Here is a 16,900-nt window from a genome sequence, read left to right on the forward strand (position 1 = left end):
CGCCGCGCGGTCGCTTGCTATGCGGTGTCGCCAGGTGCCGCATAGTGCAGGCGCACTTCGCTCTGCTCGGTACCTTGTCTGTCGAAACCGCGCTCCACGATCTCGCAGGCGCCACCGGCATGGCGTAGCAATATCGTGCTGCTGCGGGTGCCGTAGTCCGTGCCGAGTACGAAAATACTCGACAGCATCCGTTCCCGTTCCAGCGCAATGCCGGTCATCGGCAGTTCCTCGTCGGGCGCGCGTTCAGTATCGGCCAGAATGTTCAGCAAAGCATCGATTCCCGGCCTATCGTCCGGCTGCCATTTGGCCAGATGACCTGCCAGGGTCGTGCGTGCCTTGTGCAGTTTTGGCCATGGCGTATTCAGTGTCGCGTTGGATAGACCGTGGAGGCCTGGCGGTACGACCCGTACCAGACCTTCTTGCGAATTGAGATGGCAGAGCTGATGAGCATCGCCGACCAGCAGGTTGAAGCCCGAATAGCAATGTCGCTGCGGGACGATTTGCTGCAGGTATTCCAGCGGCGACTGCGAGCCGCGCAGGAATCCTTCGGGCAGCGCTCCTCGGGAGGCATGACCGACAGGGTGCCTGGGGTCGCGGATATTGGTCAGTGCCGCAAAGCGCCCGCCGGGACCAATCCCCATCCAGGTTCCACGGGTTTTCAGGTCGCGTCCGGCGACGATGGCAGGACAATCGTCCCAAGGGGCCAGCGGCAAGGTCGGGCGGTCATGATATTCGTCGCGATTGGCGGCGACGATTAGCGGCAGAGGGTGATCCGGACGCCAGGCGAAAACGATCAGGCACACAGGGTTCATCCGGCAGGAGGCTGGTTCCTGAGCTTGAGGTGCCGCGCTTCAGGCTGGCAACAACTTTTTCCTTTTTCCGCTACCATTCCGGTTTGTCTTTTTGCAGGGAGCGGGTTCATGGAATTGCTGCTTTACCTGGTGCTTGGCGCTTTCGCCGGTGTGTTTGCCGGGCTCTTCGGTATCGGTGGTGGCATAGTCATCGTTCCGGTCCTGGTATACAGCCTCGCTGCCCAGGGCATCGATGCTTCGGTCTCGACCCATATGGCGGTGGGAACATCGCTGGCCACCATTGTTTTCACCTCCATCAATGCGATTCTGGCGCACCAGCGCAAAGGTGCGGTGCGCTGGTCCATCGTCCTCTGGATGACCATCGGCATTATCGCCGGTGCGGCGCTTGGCGCCCTGACCGCTGCGGCGATCAAGGGACCGATCTTGCAAAAGATCATCGGTGTCTTCGCCATTCTGATAGCGATCCAGATGGCGTTGGAGCTAAAGCCAAAGTCCACTCGGGATGTGCCTGGTCGAACCGGCCTCGGCATTGCCGGTGTGTTGATTGGCTGGGCGTCGGCGATCTTCGGTATCGGTGGTGGTTCGCTGACCGTGCCGTTTCTGGTCTGGCGCAGCATGCCCATACAGCAAGCCGTGGCGACTTCCTCGGCTTGTGGTTTGCCAATCGCCATTTCCGGAGCGATCAGCTTCATGGTGGTCGGTTGGGGTGAGCCCGGCCTACCCGAATGGAGCCTTGGTTTTGTCTATCTGCCCGCCATGCTCGGTATCGCTATCACCAGCATGTATTTCGCCCACTTCGGCGCCAACCTGGCCCATCGCTTGTCGCCGCGATTGCTCAAACGCCTTTTCGCCCTGCTGTTGTTCAGCGTCGGGCTCAATTTCCTGATCTGAGGAACGCTGGATGCTGACCTATCCGCAAATCGATCCTGTGGCCTTTTCTCTCGGTCCGCTGCAGGTGCATTGGTACGGCCTGATGTACCTGGTTGGCATCGGTGGTGCCTGGGCATTGGCATCGCTGCGCTTGAATTCATTCGATCCGACCTGGAGCAAGGAAAAGCTCTCCGACCTCGTATTCTGGGCCTCTATCGGAGTGATTGTCGGCGGACGGCTGGGGTACGTGTTGTTCTACGATCTATCGGCTTATTTGCACAATCCTGCGCTGATCCTGCAGATCTGGAAGGGTGGCATGTCGTTCCACGGCGGCCTGGTCGGTGTCCTGCTGTGTTGCTGGCTGTTCGGTCGACGCAACGGCAAGGGCTTTTTCGAGCTGATGGACTTCGTCGCGCCGCTGGTACCGCTCGGACTCGGGATGGGCCGGATCGGCAATTTCATCAATGCCGAGCTCTGGGGTAAGCCTACCGATGTACCTTGGGCAATGATTTTTCCTACCGATCCGGCGCAACTGCCGCGTCATCCTTCGCAGCTTTACCAATGTGTGCTGGAAGGCCTGGTATTGTTTGCCATCCTCTGGATCTATTCGAGCAGGCCGCGCCCAACCATGGCCGTTTCCGGCATGTTCCTGCTGTGCTACGGCATCTTCCGCTTTATCGTCGAATTCGTCCGGATGCCGGACCCGCAGCTCGGTTACCTGGCCTTCGGCTGGCTGACCATGGGACAGGTCCTCTGCTTGCCGATGATCCTGATCGGTGCCGGCCTGATCGCCTGGGCCTATCATCGCCAACCGCTGCCGGGAGCCGCCCGATGAAACAATATCTCGACCTGATGCGCCATGTGCGCGAGTGCGGCACCTTCAAGAGCGATCGCACTGGTACAGGGACCTATAGCGTGTTCGGTCACCAGATGCGCTTCAATCTGGCCGAAGGCTTTCCGTTGGTCACCACCAAGAAATGTCACCTGAAATCCATTATTCACGAGTTGCTATGGTTTCTGCGGGGCGAGACCAATATTCGTTACCTCAAGGAAAACGGCGTATCCATCTGGGACGAATGGGCTGATGAAAGCGGCGAGCTAGGCCCGGTATACGGCTATCAATGGCGCAGCTGGCCGGCACCGAACGGCGAATCCATCGACCAGATCGGCAAGCTGTTGGACATGATCGAAAAAAGCCCCGATTCGCGCCGGTTGATCGTTTCCGCCTGGAATCCGGCGCAGGTCGACGCGATGAAACTGCCGCCCTGTCACGCGCTGTTCCAATTCTATATTGCCGATGGTCGTATCTCCTGCCAACTCTACCAGCGTTCGGCGGATATCTTCCTGGGCGTTCCCTTCAACATCGCCAGCTATGCGCTGCTGACCATGATGGTGGCGCAGGTGACCGGCTACCGGCCCGGCGAATTCATCTGGACTGGCGGCGACTGTCACCTGTATTCGAATCACTTGGAGCAGGCCGACCTGCAGCTTTCACGGGAGCCGTTGCTGTTGCCGCAGATGCGCCTGAACCCTGCCGTGAAGGATTTGTTCGCCTTCCGTTTCGAGGATTTCGAACTGCAGAACTACCAGTCTCATCCGCATATCAAGGCTCCGGTCGCGGTGTGATTTTCCGCTAGCGACCAATTGCCCTACGGCAGGGCGTGTTTTTCCGAGCGCGCCTGAATCGAAAATCCCGACACGACTTGTCACCTTCTCTGTGTAGACTCGGAGCAGGTGACTATTCGAGACAAGGAGCGATGCCATGCGGCGAGTGGTGTTCAATCGAAAGGGCGGCGTGGGTAAATCCAGTATCGCCTGCAACCTGGCGGCAGTGAGTGCCGCGCAGGGCTACAGCACCCTGCTGGTGGATCTCGATGCCCAGGCCAACTCCAGCCATTACCTGACCGGGCTGAAAGGCGACGATATCCCCACTGGTATCGCCGATTTCTTCAAGCAGATCCTCGCGTCCGGACCCGTTGCCAAGAAGGCGCGGCCCACCGTACTGGAAACGCCTTTCGAGCACCTGCACCTGATCACGGCTTGCGCTGAATTGGCCGACCTGCAGCCGAAGCTGGAGGCCAAGCACAAGATCAACAAGCTGCGCAAACTGCTGGACACGTTGTCCGAGGACTATGACCGGATTTATCTGGATACGCCACCTGCCTTGAATTTCTACACCGTATCCGCCCTGATCGCGGCAGATCGTTGCTTGATTCCCTTTGATTGCGACAGCTTCTCGCGTCTGGCTCTGTATGGCCTGCTCGATGAGATCGCTGAGTTGAAGGAAGACCATAACGAAGCACTGGAAGTCGAAGGAATCGTGGTCAATCAATTCCAGCCACGGGCATCGCTGCCGCAAGCAATGATCGACGAACTGATTGCCGAAGGGTTACCGGTGTTGCCGGTGTATCTGATGAGTTCGGTAAAAATGCGTGAATCGCACCAGAGCTGCATACCGCTGATCCACCTCGATCCACGTCACAAGTTGAGCCAGCAGTTCGTCGAACTGCACGATCTGTTGGAGCACAACGGCTGAGGGTTGCGTAAGCGGTGAGCTGAAGATCGAATCGGCCTGAGGTCTCGAAGCCGAACAGGAAAGGTCTTTTGTCCAGTCTCCGGTGATGTTCAAACAAACTATCGATACAGAATTTCCTGCTAAACATAATCGATTGGACAACTATTGATTGCGATTGGTAGTTGCCCGGTCGATATCGGATCTATAAATAGATCGAATTATTATCTGGCCGATTAGCTGAAATATTTTCCTGCTATAGGGTTCGTTAGAGCAAGTATCTAATTAACCAGGTAGTTGTTCGATCTATATGAAATACAGAGGTTGGCAGGATTATTATTTGACCGGTTAGTTAGGATATTAATACCGGGCTTCTTGTTTTCAAAGATGGCCTTACTCTCAAATGTCTGAAACACGATATTGAGGCGTCATGATTCAGTCTTGAACTTCCAATCAGTATCGGCTCTACGAAGCGTATTTTCGCATGGTCAGGCGTGATGCCATCGCTTAAAGCAGGATCCATGTCTGGTTTATGACTGAATATTGTCGATATAAACCTGGCGCTCTACGTGATCGAGCCATCTCGGTTGCAATAAATTAATGTTTATTTCTGCCTGGCAAATTCTGAAATGTCTGCTTTGCTCTGTATGGAAATGCCTGAAAGCCTTGTTGTAGCCAGGGTTGGTTTTCCGAATATGAAGATCGGAATGACCTATGGATTTCCTGGGAATCCGTTTGTTTTCTTTTCACCGTTCGTCGGATTTTGTAGGCTGTTTTGACGGTATTTTGACGTTAAAATATTGGCTATGAAAGGATTTAAATCAACAGCCTAATGAAATGTCAAGGAGCCATCATGGCGAGTCGACATCTTGGCAGTAGTCATCGTTCATGGAAGATTTGACGAAATACTGACGCCATAATAATTCACTATTTTAGCTACAGCATTTATAAAGCGCCCTCATGCAACGATTTATCCCGAACAACAAGTCCTCTAGTTCGGAATAGACCGTGCTGTTATCTGGTTGCTTGATTTGCTGCGGCTTCATGGACGACGTATTAAAGCAAATCGATGCTCCCGACTTTTTAAAAGGCAAATCGCCCTTTGTTGTATTAAGTTCTGGAGAAATCGAATGTACATTCATGCCTTTGCGGGTGTTCGTAAACTATTTTTCATTTCTGTAATACTTATAGTAGTTTTGAGTGGTTACTCTATCGATGTCCGAGCTGCTACGGCCTACATCAATGGCGTCACCGATTCGGATTGGTTGAAAGGGATTGGGAGGCAGTCGGCGAGTTTCCTGATTTCATCAACGGCTTCGACCCAGGCGGCATTCGTACCGGGAGTTTCGGTTAAATTTACTGATGACCAAGTACGCAGGATCACTCAGGTTGTCGTTGTCGGAAACAACTTGGGGGTTTATGTCGACGGTGCCTTGCTCGACAGCAACACGGTGGGCCATCCGCATGCCGTCAATACCACTACCAGTCCAGCCTCTGTCCCTACGCCGACACCAGTACCAGAACCAACTCCTGCTCCCACCCCCACAGTTACGGCAAATATCAATGATTTCACCAGTTCCGACTGGCTGAACGGTGTGTGGAGAAGCTCTGCAGGTTTCTCGATTCCATCGAGTACCGCGAACCAGGCGGCATTCACCCCGGGTGCTTCGGTCAAATTCGCCGATGGTCAGGTGCGCAATATCACCATGGTCTTCCTGGTCGGAAACAGCATGAGTGTCTATGTCGACGGCGGTCTGCTCGACGGCAACACGGTGGGTTATCCCCGTTCCGTAAGCATTGGATCCAGCGATACAGTGCCAACGCCAACGCCAACGCCAACGCCAACGCCAACGCCAACGCCCACCCCAACCCCTGAGCCCTCAATCGGGATTACGGCAAGTATCAATGATTTCACCAGTTCCGACTGGTTGAAGGGCGTGTGGAGAAACTCTGCAGGTTTCTCGATTCCATCGAGTACCGCGAACCAGGCAGCATTCATCCCGGGTGCTTCGGTCCGGTTTGCCGACGGCCAGGTGCGTCAGGTCACCATGGTCTTCGTGGTCGGAAACAGCATGAGCGTCTATGTCGACGGCGGTCTGCTCGACGGCAACACGGTGGGGTATCCCAATTCCGTAAGTATTGGTGGATCTTCCGGCTCAAATCCTATCCCGCCGACGCCTGTCGACAATTCGATCAATATGGTGGGGATCAACCTGTCCGGTGCTGGTTTCAGCGGTTCGGTGTATCCAGGTGTGTACGGTGTCCACTACATCTACCCGGAAGAGTCGTACTTCAAGAAATATGCGGACATGGGGATGAAACTGGTTCGCCTGTTTTTCCTGTGGGAGCGTATCCAGCCGACACTCAATACCGAACTGCAAAGTGCCGAGCTGACGCGCCTCATGCAGAGTCTGGATTATGCGCAGAAGTATGGGGTGAAGGTGATCCTGGACGTACATAACTACTACCGTTACTACGATAAGCAGATCGCTTCCAGTGACGTACCGATCAGCGCCTTCGCCAATCTCTGGCAGCGTATTGCCCAAAAGGTGGTCAACCATCCGGCTGTCTATGGCTATGGTCTGATGAACGAGCCGCACGATACCAATGGCTATTGGCCGCAGGCTGCCCTGGCTGCTGCGAAAGCGGTGCGTACGGTGGACACGAATCGCTGGATTTTCGTCGCCGGCGATCGCTGGTCAAGCGCCTACCATTGGCCTGATTTCAACAGCCAACTGATTGCAGATCCCTGGATGCGCGATCCCAACAACAAGCTGGTGTACGAAGCGCACATGTACATCGACAAGGATTTTTCCGGTAACTACTTCGATCGCTCCGAAACATTCGCCCCGATGCTTGGCGTGAACCTTGTCAAACCCTTTGTGGAGTGGCTGAAGCAGAACAAGCTGCGTGGCTTCCTGGGTGAGCACGGCGTACCGGATTACTCAACGTCGGCAATGGTGTCCATGGATAATCTGCTGAAGTATCTCGGCGAGAATTGCATCCCGATGACCTATTGGGCTGCCGGTCCATGGTGGGTCAATTACCCACTGTCGCTGGATGTGGAAAGCAGTGCTGCTCGCCCGCAGTTGCCGATCCTGCAGAAGTATGCCGGTAATGCTTCCTGCTCGACTATTGGGCCGATCATTCAGTGATCGCGTCGCAAAGCGAAAACGGGCTCCTGGAGCCCGTTTTTTTATGATTTGAGCTGGATGGATGGACTCATTCTTTTGCCGGCTTTAGCAAATACGCTGCCAGTGATTCCAGTTCCTGCTGGCGCTCGCTCTGTTCCAGCTTGGGCCTGGGGTTGAGCGAGGACCATTCAGGGTGGGCGCGGGCATGGTTCAACGGAGCGGGCAGCTTGCCCTGTTGCCAGCTCTTGTCCGTCGGGGCATCGAACTTGATGGTCTGCTGGGCCGCGTGGCCGCGGGCAGTGAGGGCGGCGAGTAGCTGGCGTTGACGCAGGGCGAGCAGGCGTAGTACGGCTTCATCGACAGTCAGCTCGCGTTTGCCCTTGAATTTACCGAGCAGGCGATTGCCGTAGTGGCGTGCGGTCTGCGCGCCGCCACCGGCCAGGGCACCGATCAGCGTGGCGGCCCCCAGGGTCAGGCCACCGACGAACAGATCGACTCCGGCACCTGCGGCGGCGCCGGCCGCCATGCCGCTGCCAACGCGTACGCCCAATTGTTTCAGGGTTTCCGGATTGAACAGGTCGTTACCCCAGCGACCATTCAGCAAGGGCAGGTCGTCAGTGGTCGCGTCGCCCGGGCGGAAGGCGTAGAGGCGCAACAAGGCTTCAACGCAGCGCTGTTCACGGCTACGCACTGCATCGTGCAGGTCGCGGATAGCCGTGCGTTCGACTTCCTGCTCGGCCACTACGCTGCGTCGGCAGGCAGCCACGTCGATCAGTAGCTCGGCAATTAGCCGGGCACCAGCCTGCAGACGGCCAGCGTTCTGGGCTTCCTGGTCGAAAATCAGCCGCTCCAGAATGGGGCGATCCTTTTCCTTCAATAGCGCCAGGCTTTCGTACAAGCGGCGTTCTCCATCCTGCGGCGGTGCCACGCTGTCAAAACGCACCATGGCATGCAGGCCAAGGCGCGACATGGCTTCACGCCATTCATTCTCGCGTGTGCCGTTGGCACTGGCGACGAAATTGAGCACCGGCAGCAGTGGCTTGCCGCACATGGCCAGGATTTCCAGCTCGTCCCGATATTTGGCCAGCACCGGTTCACGGGCGTCGATGATGTATAGACCGGCATCGGAGGCGAGCAGTTGGCGTAACACCTTGGCTTCCTGCTCGAAGCGGTGTCGAGCCTCGCTGCTTTTCAGGAAGAGCTCGATCCGTGCCGGGCCGTCCAGGCGTTCGCCTGGCTGTTCCTGGCGCTCGAGATAGTCCAGCAGGGAAATGGCATCTTCCAGACCAGGTGTGTCGTAGAGTTCGAGCAGCGCCTCGCCGTCGACCGAAAGCCGTGCGCCTTCGATATGACGGGTCGTGCTCGGCCGGTGCGAGACTTCGCCGAAACCGGCGTCGCGGGTCAGGGTGCGCAATAATGAGGTCTTGCCTACGTTGGTATGGCCGACCACGGCAAGTTTAATCATGTCCGCTCTCCAGCCAGGTCGACAGGTTGCTGTCGGTATGCACGATACCCATGCGATTCAACGCTTCGCGCCAGTCGCTCAGGCGATCACCGTCCAGTTGTTCGCCAGGTGGCGCTGGTAGCAGCCAGACGCGAGTCTCGACGGCACAGCGCGATAGTTCGCCGATCAGTGCCAGAGTGCCGCGATCTGCCGAGCGGCGCGGATCGCAGGCGATGGCCAGGCGGGCGGGTGGATTGCGGGTGAGTTGCTCGAGCAGTTCCCGGCGCTGCTGGCGATCATCGAGAATGCCGGCATCGCCTACCCCCGTGGGAAGTTGTGGTGGCCAGGGATAGGTACTGTCCAGTTCGATGGCGACCAGTAGCGCGCCGGTACCGGCACTGGAGCGCACAGCGTATTCCTGCGTTGGCAGGCTGGCCGGTGCCGGATCACTGATGCCGAGGCGTTCAGCCGGTTGCAGGCGGTTGCGCAGCAGCCGGAAGGCCGGGCGTTGCAGATCCAGGCGCAGCGCTGTGCGGCCACGTCGCCAGCGCCAGTAGCAGAGACCAGCGAGCACCAGGCGCGGCAGCAGGCCGTAGGCCAGCAGCACACCGACCATCCAACTGGCCCACGCCTGGCGGGCGCTTTCCAGGTCGGCATGGACGGCGCCACTGGCGCGAATCTGCTCGATTGTCGGCAGATCGAAGCCGAGCAGTCCGGGCAGCAGACCGAGCATATGAGTCAGGCCGATGAACGTATTGTCGTTGAGGATGGTGGTTTCCCAGACGAAACCATAGCGATGGGTGGCCAGCATCGCCAGCATGGTCACCAGGGTACTGGTCATGGCGACGGACCACAGGCCGTGGACGGCAGAACCCAGCAGCCAGCGGGTCAGGCGGTTTTCCTGCAGCACGACGAGCAGGGCCGGGACCAGTTGCACGGCATGGGCGTCGCGGGCGAATTTTTCGCTCAGCCACAACCACAGGCGACCGAGGGCGCCGCCGCTATCCCGGCTGAAGCGGGAACTGCCGAACCAGGTGAGCAACGTCAGCAAATTCAGGCCGAGCAGGCTGCCCAGCGCCCAGAATACGTTGACCGGTCGCTGGCTATCGCCCAGGGCCGTCGCGGCCAGGCCGGCACCGCTGAAGACCGCCAGCACGATCAGCAGGATGCCGGCCAGCCTGGCACCCTGGTGCCAGTGGCGCAGGGCTTCGAGCAAGCCGTCGCGGCGGGCCAGCCAGAGTGCGCGGTGTTCGATGAGGGTGGAAAAGTCGCCGCCTGTGGCGCGAGCCTGGCGATTGGCTTCGTCATCTTCCAGCGGTCCGGCATGTTCTTCGCGCAGACGGACCGCTTCGGTCAGCCAGAGGCGGTCGAAAGCGTTCAGTGAGGGGGGAGGTGTCGCGATCACAAGAATTCTCGATGTCGATTACTGCCATGAGGATAACCGTTGCAGCAGGTCGATTCGAGTTTCCGGGTGCGACAAGCGCACCCGGTGGCACATTTGATGGAAAGATCTAATGCTGCTCGCTTATTGTCTCACGCAGACGCACGGCGATGTCCGGCTGATCGATGAAGAGACCATCGATACCGGCATCGAGGAAGGCCCGGATTTCTGTATCGATGTCACCGCGCTCGTCGAGTTTTTCGCTGCTGCGCAGGTTGGTCGGCAGGAAGTTGTTTTCTGCACGGAAGGTAAAGGGATGCACGGTCAGGCCGGCCGCGTGGGCGTTGGGGACGAAATCCGTGGGGCTGCCCAGATTGCCGCTGGCATCGCGGGGAATGACGTAGCTTTTTTCCGGGCCGACGCCCTCGGCATAGCGGGCGATATTCTGCAATCCTTCGGCGGTGGCCATCTTGGCGTAGGTGAGATCGGTACCTTTTACCTGCTGATCGTAGGGCTGGCCGGCGTCGAACAGCTGCACCAGGCGCAACGGCGTGAGGTTGTTCAAGGTCTTGAGGTTTTCCACCTCGAACGACTGGATATAGATCGGCGCCTTGGCAGTGACATAGCCGTTACGCTTGAGCGTATCCACCAGCGGCCGCTCCATGGCCAGGCCAAGCTGCTGGAAGTGAGTGGGATGCTTGGTTTCGATATAGATGCCGATGCGCCGGCCTTCGCTCAATTGCATGGCCTTCACCAGATCGATGATTTCCTGGAAGGTCGGCACTTCGAAGGCGCCATCCAGGCGGACATTGCCGGGCCGGATGTTAGGAATCCGTTCGATGGCGCGCAACTGCTTGATTTCTTCCAGGGTGAAATCCTCGCTGAACCAGCCCTCCAGGGGCTTGCCGTCGATTTCCTTGGTGCGTTTGCGATCGGCGAATTCCGGATGTTGCTTCACGTCGGTAGTCAGGCCCAGTTCGTTGTCGTGGCGGGCGACCAGCTTGCCGTCACGCGTCATCACCAGATCCGGTTCGACGTAATCCGCGCCCTGCAGAATGGCCAGGGCATAGGATGCCAGTGTGTGCTCGGGGACATAACCACTGGCACCGCGATGACCGACGACCAGCGGTGCGGCCTGGTCGGGAACTTTGCCTTTGTGGCGGCCTGGCGTTTTCTGCCCGGCCCAGTCGATGGCCGATTGCACGGATGTGTCGCTGGCGCTGGTTTCGCCCTGGGCGGCGAACGGCATGATCAGGCTGCAGGCCAACAGGCCATGGCGCAAGACATGAATGGAGGTGGACATCGACATGACTCCTGCTGAGGTGGAATAGCATGAGCCTGCCGGGTTTCGATGACGGTTCGGTGGCGACTTGGTGTGTGGAACATGATGATTCGATGACGACAGCTGATGTTCTGGCGCTTGTTTTGATGCAGTTATTAATTGCGAATAAGTCTCATCTTTGTTATGTTCGAGGGCATCCGATTTCCTGGCTCTGGGTGCCTCTTGTCCTCCTGGAATATGCAGCTTATACGTCTATTCGGCGAGCAGAAAAAAGCGCTGGAGGCATTCATCACCCGACGCACGGGGAGTTCGCAAGTGGCTGCCGATCTCTCCCAGGAAGCGTTTTTACGGCTGGCCCGGATGTCTTCCGATCAGAAGATCGACAATCTGCCGGCTTTTCTCTTCACCATCGCCAGCAACCTGATCCGCGATTACCAGCGTCAGGCCATTCGTCATGAACAGCGGGAAAGCGGCGAACCGGGCGAAGACCTGCCATGTCCTGTGCGGACGGCGGAAGATCAGCTCGCTTACCTGCAAGAGGAAACGCTGCTACGCGATGCCATAGCCGCTCTGCCCGCGATGACCCGGCAGATTTTTCTGCTTTACCATATCGAGGAGCACTCTTATAAGGACATTGCTGCCTGTCTCGGGATCACTCCGCGCAGTGTCGAATACCACTTGCGGCGGGCGTTGATCGATTGTCGCAGCCATATCAAGGCACGCCTGGCCAGCAGCTGCACCTAGGCAGCCATGGATAGAACGAAAGCCAGGCGTTGCTTGCCCTTCTCGCCCTTATGGAATTGCTATGCACCATCCCCGGAACAATGACAACGACGATGCGTTGTTCGCCGAAGCGACGTACTGGCATTTCCGCCTGCAGGCCGAGGATGTCACGCCGGCGGAGCGGGCTGCCTGCTCCGCCTGGATTGCCTCGGGCGCAGCGCACGAGCAGGCCTGGAGTGAGGTGCAGAACCTGCTGGGCGCTCTGCATGAGCCCGCTCGCCAACTGCATGCCGGCGAACCGCGTCGGTCGGTGCGCAAGCGTCGTACCGCCCTGGCGCGCTGGGCCAGTGCCGCCGTTCTGGTGCTGGCTGTGGCCCTGGGCTTCAGCCAGACCCCCTGGTATGACCGCCTAGGCGCCGATTACGTCACCTCGATCGGTGAATTGCGGCTGGTAGAGTTGGCCGATGGCTCGCGGCTGCACCTCAATACCGACAGCGCCGTACAGGTCGATCTGGCCGATGGCGAGCGGCAGGTTTGGCTGATGCGGGGAGAGGTCTGGTTCGACGTTGCCAACGATCATGACCGCCCGTTCGTGGTGCATTCCGCCGACGGCTGGGCCAGGGTGCGCAGCACTCGGTTCAGCATGGCGCGGCTGGATGGCGAAACCCGGATCAAGGCAGCTGATGGGCAGGTCGATGTCTCGTCTGGTGATGGTGCGCCGCCGGTTTCTCTCAAGGCCGGTGAGTCGGTGAGGTATCAAGGCCAGTATCTAGCGGCGATAGAGACGTTTGATCGGCATACCGATTTCGCCTGGTTGCAGCGGCAACTGGTATTCCGCCAGCAACCACTGGCCAAGGTGGTGGCCGAACTCAATCGCTACTGGCCGGGCCATATCTTCATTGTCGATGAAGCGCTACGTACGCATGTGGTTTCGGGGGTCTTCGAGATCGACAAGCCTGAAGCTGTCTTCAAGGCGCTGGAGCACACGCTGGGCCTGCGCGTCGAGCGTTATACCTCTTATCTGCAATTGCTCCGGGAGCGCACAGTCTCCTCCTGATCGGCTGCACAAAAAAATCAGGAAATTTTTCAGGGTTTTTTCCCGAACGGTCGTCCTTGAGTTCAGAAGGCGCGAAAAATAACTATTTCCATTTATGTATGGCAAATAGTGCTGCGCCCCATATGACTCCGATCATCAGGGATTTTTGCATCATGCACGATTCAAGCATTACCTGGCGGCAACCAGGGTTGCCCTCGCTACTTGCCCTTGCCATCGCTCTGAGCAGTGCCGGGTTGCCTGTTCCGGTACAGGCCCAAAGTGCGGGTTCCGGCCAGTTGGAAAACCGGGTCTATGATTTCGATATTGCCGCACAGCCGCTGGATGATGCCCTGGCCGCGTTTTCCCGAACGACGCGCATCCAGGTTCTGGTCTCTGGCGAGCTGACTCGTGACGTGGCCTCTCCCGGGCTGCAGGGTAGCTATGGACGCAGCGCGGCACTGAGCCGGCTGCTGGCCGGCAGCGGTCTGGTGTCGCGTTTTATCGATGACAATACGGTCACCCTGGAAAAGCCCGTGGAGCTGAATTCCACGATCAACCTGGACGCCATGACTGTGGTGGATAACCAGCTGGGCACCATCACCGAAAACACCAAGTCCTATACGCCCGGAACAATCGCTACCGCTACTCGCCTGGTGCTGACGCCGCGGGAAACCCCGCAAACCGTCACCGTCGTCACCCGGCAGCATATGGATGACTTCAACCTCACCAATATTGACAAGGTGATGGACCATACGCCGGGTATTTCTCGGTCGACATTGGACAGTGAGCGCAGTGATTACTACGCGCGCGGCTTTGCCATTACCAATTTCCAATACGATGGGATCCCGATTCAGCGTAACTCTGCCTATTCGTCGGGTAATACCTTAAGCGACATGATCGTTTATGACCGTGTCGAAGTAATCAAAGGTGCCAGCGGCTTGACCACTGGCGCAGGTACGCCTGGCGCAACCCTGAACTTGGTCCGTAAAAAACCGACCGCCTACTTATCTGGCCATGTCACGGCAGAAGCTGGTACCTGGGATAATTACCGTACCGAGTTGGATATCGGCAATGCGTTGAATGAAAGCGGCACTATCCGAGGCCGGATTGCCGGCTCTTTTCAAGACAAGCAATCATTCCAGGATCATTACAAACGTATCAACAAAGCGTATTACGGAATCATGGAGTTCGATCTTTCCCCGCAAGATTTGCTGACCATGGGGTTCGATTACAATAAAAGTATTCCAACCGGTTCGAGCTGGGGTGGCGTGCCGATATTCGATTCCGAAGGTAACCGTGTGCATGTCAGCCGATCATTTAACCCCGGCGCCTCATGGAGTACCTGGGAACAATACAGCCAGTCATTTTTTACCCAATGGGATCGTCACTACGATAACGGTTGGATATCACGAGCTTATTATACCTTTCAGGTCAATGGTTATGATGCCGAACTGGGTTCGGCCTGGTCAGTACCTGATGTAGCAGATGGAGGCTCAAGCGGATTATCTGCAGGCCAATACCGAGGCAAGACAAAAAGCCATGCCGGGGAGATTTATGCCAGTGGGCCATTCGAATTATTTGGCCGCGAACACGAGTTAGTCTTAGGCGTCAGCTATTATCGAAATCATTGGAAAGGCAAGAGCTGGTGGGATTATACAACATCCGGCACCACCGCTATTCCCAATTACAACCAATGGAAAGGTGAGATCCAGAAACCGGATTGGGGCTCGGTTTCTGCTCGTCAAGACGAGCTCACCCAGCAGCGTGCGGCCTATGCCACCTTCCGCTTCAAGCCTACCGACGATTTGTCGTTGATCCTGGGCACCCGGGTTACCAATTATCACTTGACTCGCGATAACAATGCCAGGGAGACGGGAGAGATGACGCCTTTCGCTGGGGTTGTCTACGATCTTAACGACAATTATTCCTTATACGCTAGTTACACCGAGATTTTCATGCCTACCCCCAATAAAGACCGAAGCGGGAAGGTCCTTGAACCGGATAAAGGAGATAGCTACGAGGCGGGGATTAAAGGGGAGTGGTTTAATGGCCGATTAAAATCAAGGAATTTATGAGGCCTTAAAAGCTAAAACGAAGGGTATAGAAATAGAACTGTCTGGAGAACTTTCACCTGGTTGGAATATTCAAACTGGTTACACATATAATGTTATCAGGCGAGATGACAATAACAAGAAAATATCAACTGAATCACCAGAGAATTTATTCAAACTTTTCACGACTTATCGACTCCCAGGCAAGCTTAATGGAGTGACTATTGGCGGGGGCGCTGAATATCATGGTTCAACTTGGCGAGATGTCAGCAATCCGGGTAAGGGCTACGCATCAGAGCAGTATCATCAGAATGCTTATTGGCTGGCCAACCTGATGACTAAGTATCAAATTACCAAGAATCTGTCGACAACGCTTAATATCAACAACCTGTTCGACAAGTATTATTTTACTAACATAGGCTTTTATTCTCAGCGAGCCTATGGCGACCCGCGCAATATGATGCTGACGACGCGCTGGGATCTTTAACCCACCTTTCATCCTGTCCATCTCGGGCCGCCGGGAGGGTGGCTGCTCTGCTATCCTTATTAGCATGGATACGACCCTACCTCTCGCACTGATCGTCGCCGTTGCTGAAAACGGTGTCATCGGCATCGACAACCGGCTCCCTTGGCATTTGCCGGCGGAGCTGCGTTATTTCAAATCCGTCACTCTTGGCAAGCCGGTCGTCATGGGGCGCAAGACGTGGGACTCGCTGGGCCGGCCGTTGCCAGGGCGGTTGAATCTCGTGGTCAGCCATCAGGTCGGGCTGCATTGTGAGGGAGCCGAGGCTTTCAGCAGTCTGCCGGATGCCCTTGACCGCGCCGGGCAATGGGCGCGCGAGCAGGGCGCCAGCGAAATCATGCTGATCGGCGGGGCGCAATTGTTCGCCGAAGCCTTGCCATTGGCCGGGCGACTCTACCTGACCCGCGTGGCGCTGGCGCCGGAAGGCGATGTGTTCTTTCCCGACTGGAACCAGGCTGCCTGGCAGCGGGTTTCCTGTGTGGAGCATGTCGCCGAGGAAGGCCGTCCGGCCTATGCCTGCGAAGTCTGGGAGCGCCTGGCAGGCTGAATTTAGCCGAGCGTTACCAGTTCGCCTCGAACGTGTTTTCCCTGAAGATGGAGATAGCCCATGCTGATCGGCAATTTGAATCGGCGCGGGCCGGCGCTGCCAGGGTTGAAATAGAGCACGCCGTCTTTTCTTTCGATAGTGGGTTTGTGCGAATGACCGGCAATCACCACGTCGACGTCTGGGCTGGCCGGATTGAATGCGTTGAGATCATGCAACACATGAATCCGCAGTCCGCCGATCAGTAGATCGAGGCTCAACGGAATTCGCTTGGCCCATTCACCCTCGTCGTTATTGCCACGAATGACCGAGAGTGGGGCGATGGCTGCGAGCGCGTCGAGAATTTCCGGCCTGCCGATGTCTCCGGCATGAATCAGCCGGTCGCAACCGCGCAACGCCTGAATGGCCTCGGGACGCAGTAGCCCGTGGGTATCGGAGATCACGCCGATCTTGAAAATGACCGAGGTTGGCATAGTTGGCTCCAAGGTGTGTGCTCATATTGAAGCCTTATCGGTACCCACGAAAGATCCGGCTTGTGCCGGTCTTGATCGAGGGCGACAGTGCCGCCTTCTATCAGAGGTATTCACG

At 57.0% G+C, this 16,900-nt stretch carries 13 protein-coding genes and 1 pseudogene; 9 read left to right on the forward strand and 5 right to left on the reverse strand.

Annotated features, from left to right (window positions below; all coding sequences use genetic code 11):
- Positions 1–17 precede the first annotated feature (17 nt).
- Positions 18–803 carry an NRDE family protein gene (locus FHR87_RS09045; protein WP_183166401.1) on the reverse strand — a complete coding sequence of 262 codons (786 nt, stop codon included), beginning with the start codon at positions 801–803 and terminating at the stop codon, positions 18–20.
- Between the two features lie 117 nt (positions 804–920).
- On the opposite strand from FHR87_RS09045, the gene FHR87_RS09050 reads away from it, so the two are divergent.
- The 5 genes from FHR87_RS09050 to FHR87_RS09070 all read left to right on the forward strand — a co-directional run bounded on the left by FHR87_RS09050 (position 921) and on the right by FHR87_RS09070 (position 7,349).
- Entirely contained in the window at positions 921–1,703 is a 783-nt protein-coding gene (locus FHR87_RS09050) for a sulfite exporter TauE/SafE family protein (RefSeq protein WP_183166402.1), read from the forward strand.
- 10 nt (positions 1,704–1,713) lie between these two features.
- On the forward strand, positions 1,714–2,517 hold the full coding sequence (lgt, locus tag FHR87_RS09055; protein ID WP_183166403.1) for a prolipoprotein diacylglyceryl transferase: 804 nt from the start codon (positions 1,714–1,716) through the stop codon (positions 2,515–2,517).
- Positions 2,514–3,308, forward strand: a complete 795-nt coding sequence (locus FHR87_RS09060) for a thymidylate synthase (RefSeq protein ID WP_183166404.1) — start codon at positions 2,514–2,516, stop codon at positions 3,306–3,308. Before lgt ends, FHR87_RS09060 begins: the two co-directional genes overlap by 4 nt.
- A 136-nt stretch (positions 3,309–3,444) precedes the next feature.
- Positions 3,445–4,218, forward strand: coding sequence for a ParA family protein (locus tag FHR87_RS09065; protein ID WP_183166405.1), 774 nt, complete (start codon positions 3,445–3,447; stop codon positions 4,216–4,218).
- A 1,106-nt stretch (positions 4,219–5,324) separates the two neighbouring features.
- Positions 5,325–7,349, forward strand: coding sequence for a glycoside hydrolase family 5 protein (locus tag FHR87_RS09070; RefSeq protein WP_183166468.1), 2,025 nt, complete (start codon positions 5,325–5,327; stop codon positions 7,347–7,349).
- 67 nt (positions 7,350–7,416) lie between these two features.
- Here FHR87_RS09070 and FHR87_RS09075 read toward each other — a convergent pair whose 3' ends face one another.
- The 3 genes from FHR87_RS09075 to FHR87_RS09085 all read right to left on the reverse strand — a co-directional run bounded on the left by FHR87_RS09075 (position 7,417) and on the right by FHR87_RS09085 (position 11,456).
- Positions 7,417–8,793, reverse strand: coding sequence for a GTPase/DUF3482 domain-containing protein (locus tag FHR87_RS09075; protein WP_183166406.1), 1,377 nt, complete (start codon positions 8,791–8,793; stop codon positions 7,417–7,419).
- Positions 8,786–10,177 (reverse strand): DUF2868 domain-containing protein, encoded by a 1,392-nt coding sequence (locus FHR87_RS09080; RefSeq protein WP_183166407.1) that lies wholly within the window; start codon positions 10,175–10,177, stop codon positions 8,786–8,788. Before FHR87_RS09080 ends, FHR87_RS09075 begins: the two co-directional genes overlap by 8 nt.
- 106 nt (positions 10,178–10,283) lie before the next feature.
- The gene (locus FHR87_RS09085; RefSeq protein ID WP_420826736.1) at positions 10,284–11,456 is read right to left on the reverse strand and encodes a glycerophosphodiester phosphodiesterase; all 1,173 of its coding nucleotides are present in this window, start codon (positions 11,454–11,456) and stop codon (positions 10,284–10,286) included.
- Positions 11,457–11,672: 216 nt separating this feature from the next.
- Between FHR87_RS09085 and FHR87_RS09090 the strand changes: the two genes are divergently transcribed.
- From FHR87_RS09090 to FHR87_RS09105, 4 genes and pseudogenes are all read left to right on the forward strand, one after another.
- Positions 11,673–12,179 carry an RNA polymerase sigma factor gene (locus tag FHR87_RS09090; protein ID WP_246335927.1) on the forward strand — a complete coding sequence of 169 codons (507 nt, stop codon included), beginning with the start codon at positions 11,673–11,675 and terminating at the stop codon, positions 12,177–12,179.
- Between the two features lie 61 nt (positions 12,180–12,240).
- Positions 12,241–13,215, forward strand: a complete 975-nt coding sequence (locus FHR87_RS09095; RefSeq protein WP_183166410.1) for a FecR family protein — start codon at positions 12,241–12,243, stop codon at positions 13,213–13,215.
- Between the two features lie 152 nt (positions 13,216–13,367).
- Positions 13,368–15,732 (forward strand): annotated as a pseudogene (locus FHR87_RS09100) (TonB-dependent siderophore receptor).
- A 64-nt stretch (positions 15,733–15,796) separates the two neighbouring features.
- Complete coding sequence (locus tag FHR87_RS09105) at positions 15,797–16,315, forward strand: dihydrofolate reductase (RefSeq protein WP_183166411.1); 519 nt, start codon at positions 15,797–15,799, stop codon at positions 16,313–16,315.
- 2 nt (positions 16,316–16,317) lie between these two features.
- Here the strand turns inward: FHR87_RS09105 and FHR87_RS09110 are convergent, their stop codons facing one another.
- Positions 16,318–16,785 carry a metallophosphoesterase family protein gene (locus tag FHR87_RS09110; protein ID WP_183166412.1) on the reverse strand — a complete coding sequence of 156 codons (468 nt, stop codon included), beginning with the start codon at positions 16,783–16,785 and terminating at the stop codon, positions 16,318–16,320.
- Positions 16,786–16,900 lie beyond the last annotated feature (115 nt).

Origin of the sequence: Azomonas macrocytogenes, from assembly GCF_014191985.1 — a bacterium.
Classification (GTDB): domain Bacteria; phylum Pseudomonadota; class Gammaproteobacteria; order Pseudomonadales; family Pseudomonadaceae; genus Azomonas; species Azomonas macrocytogenes.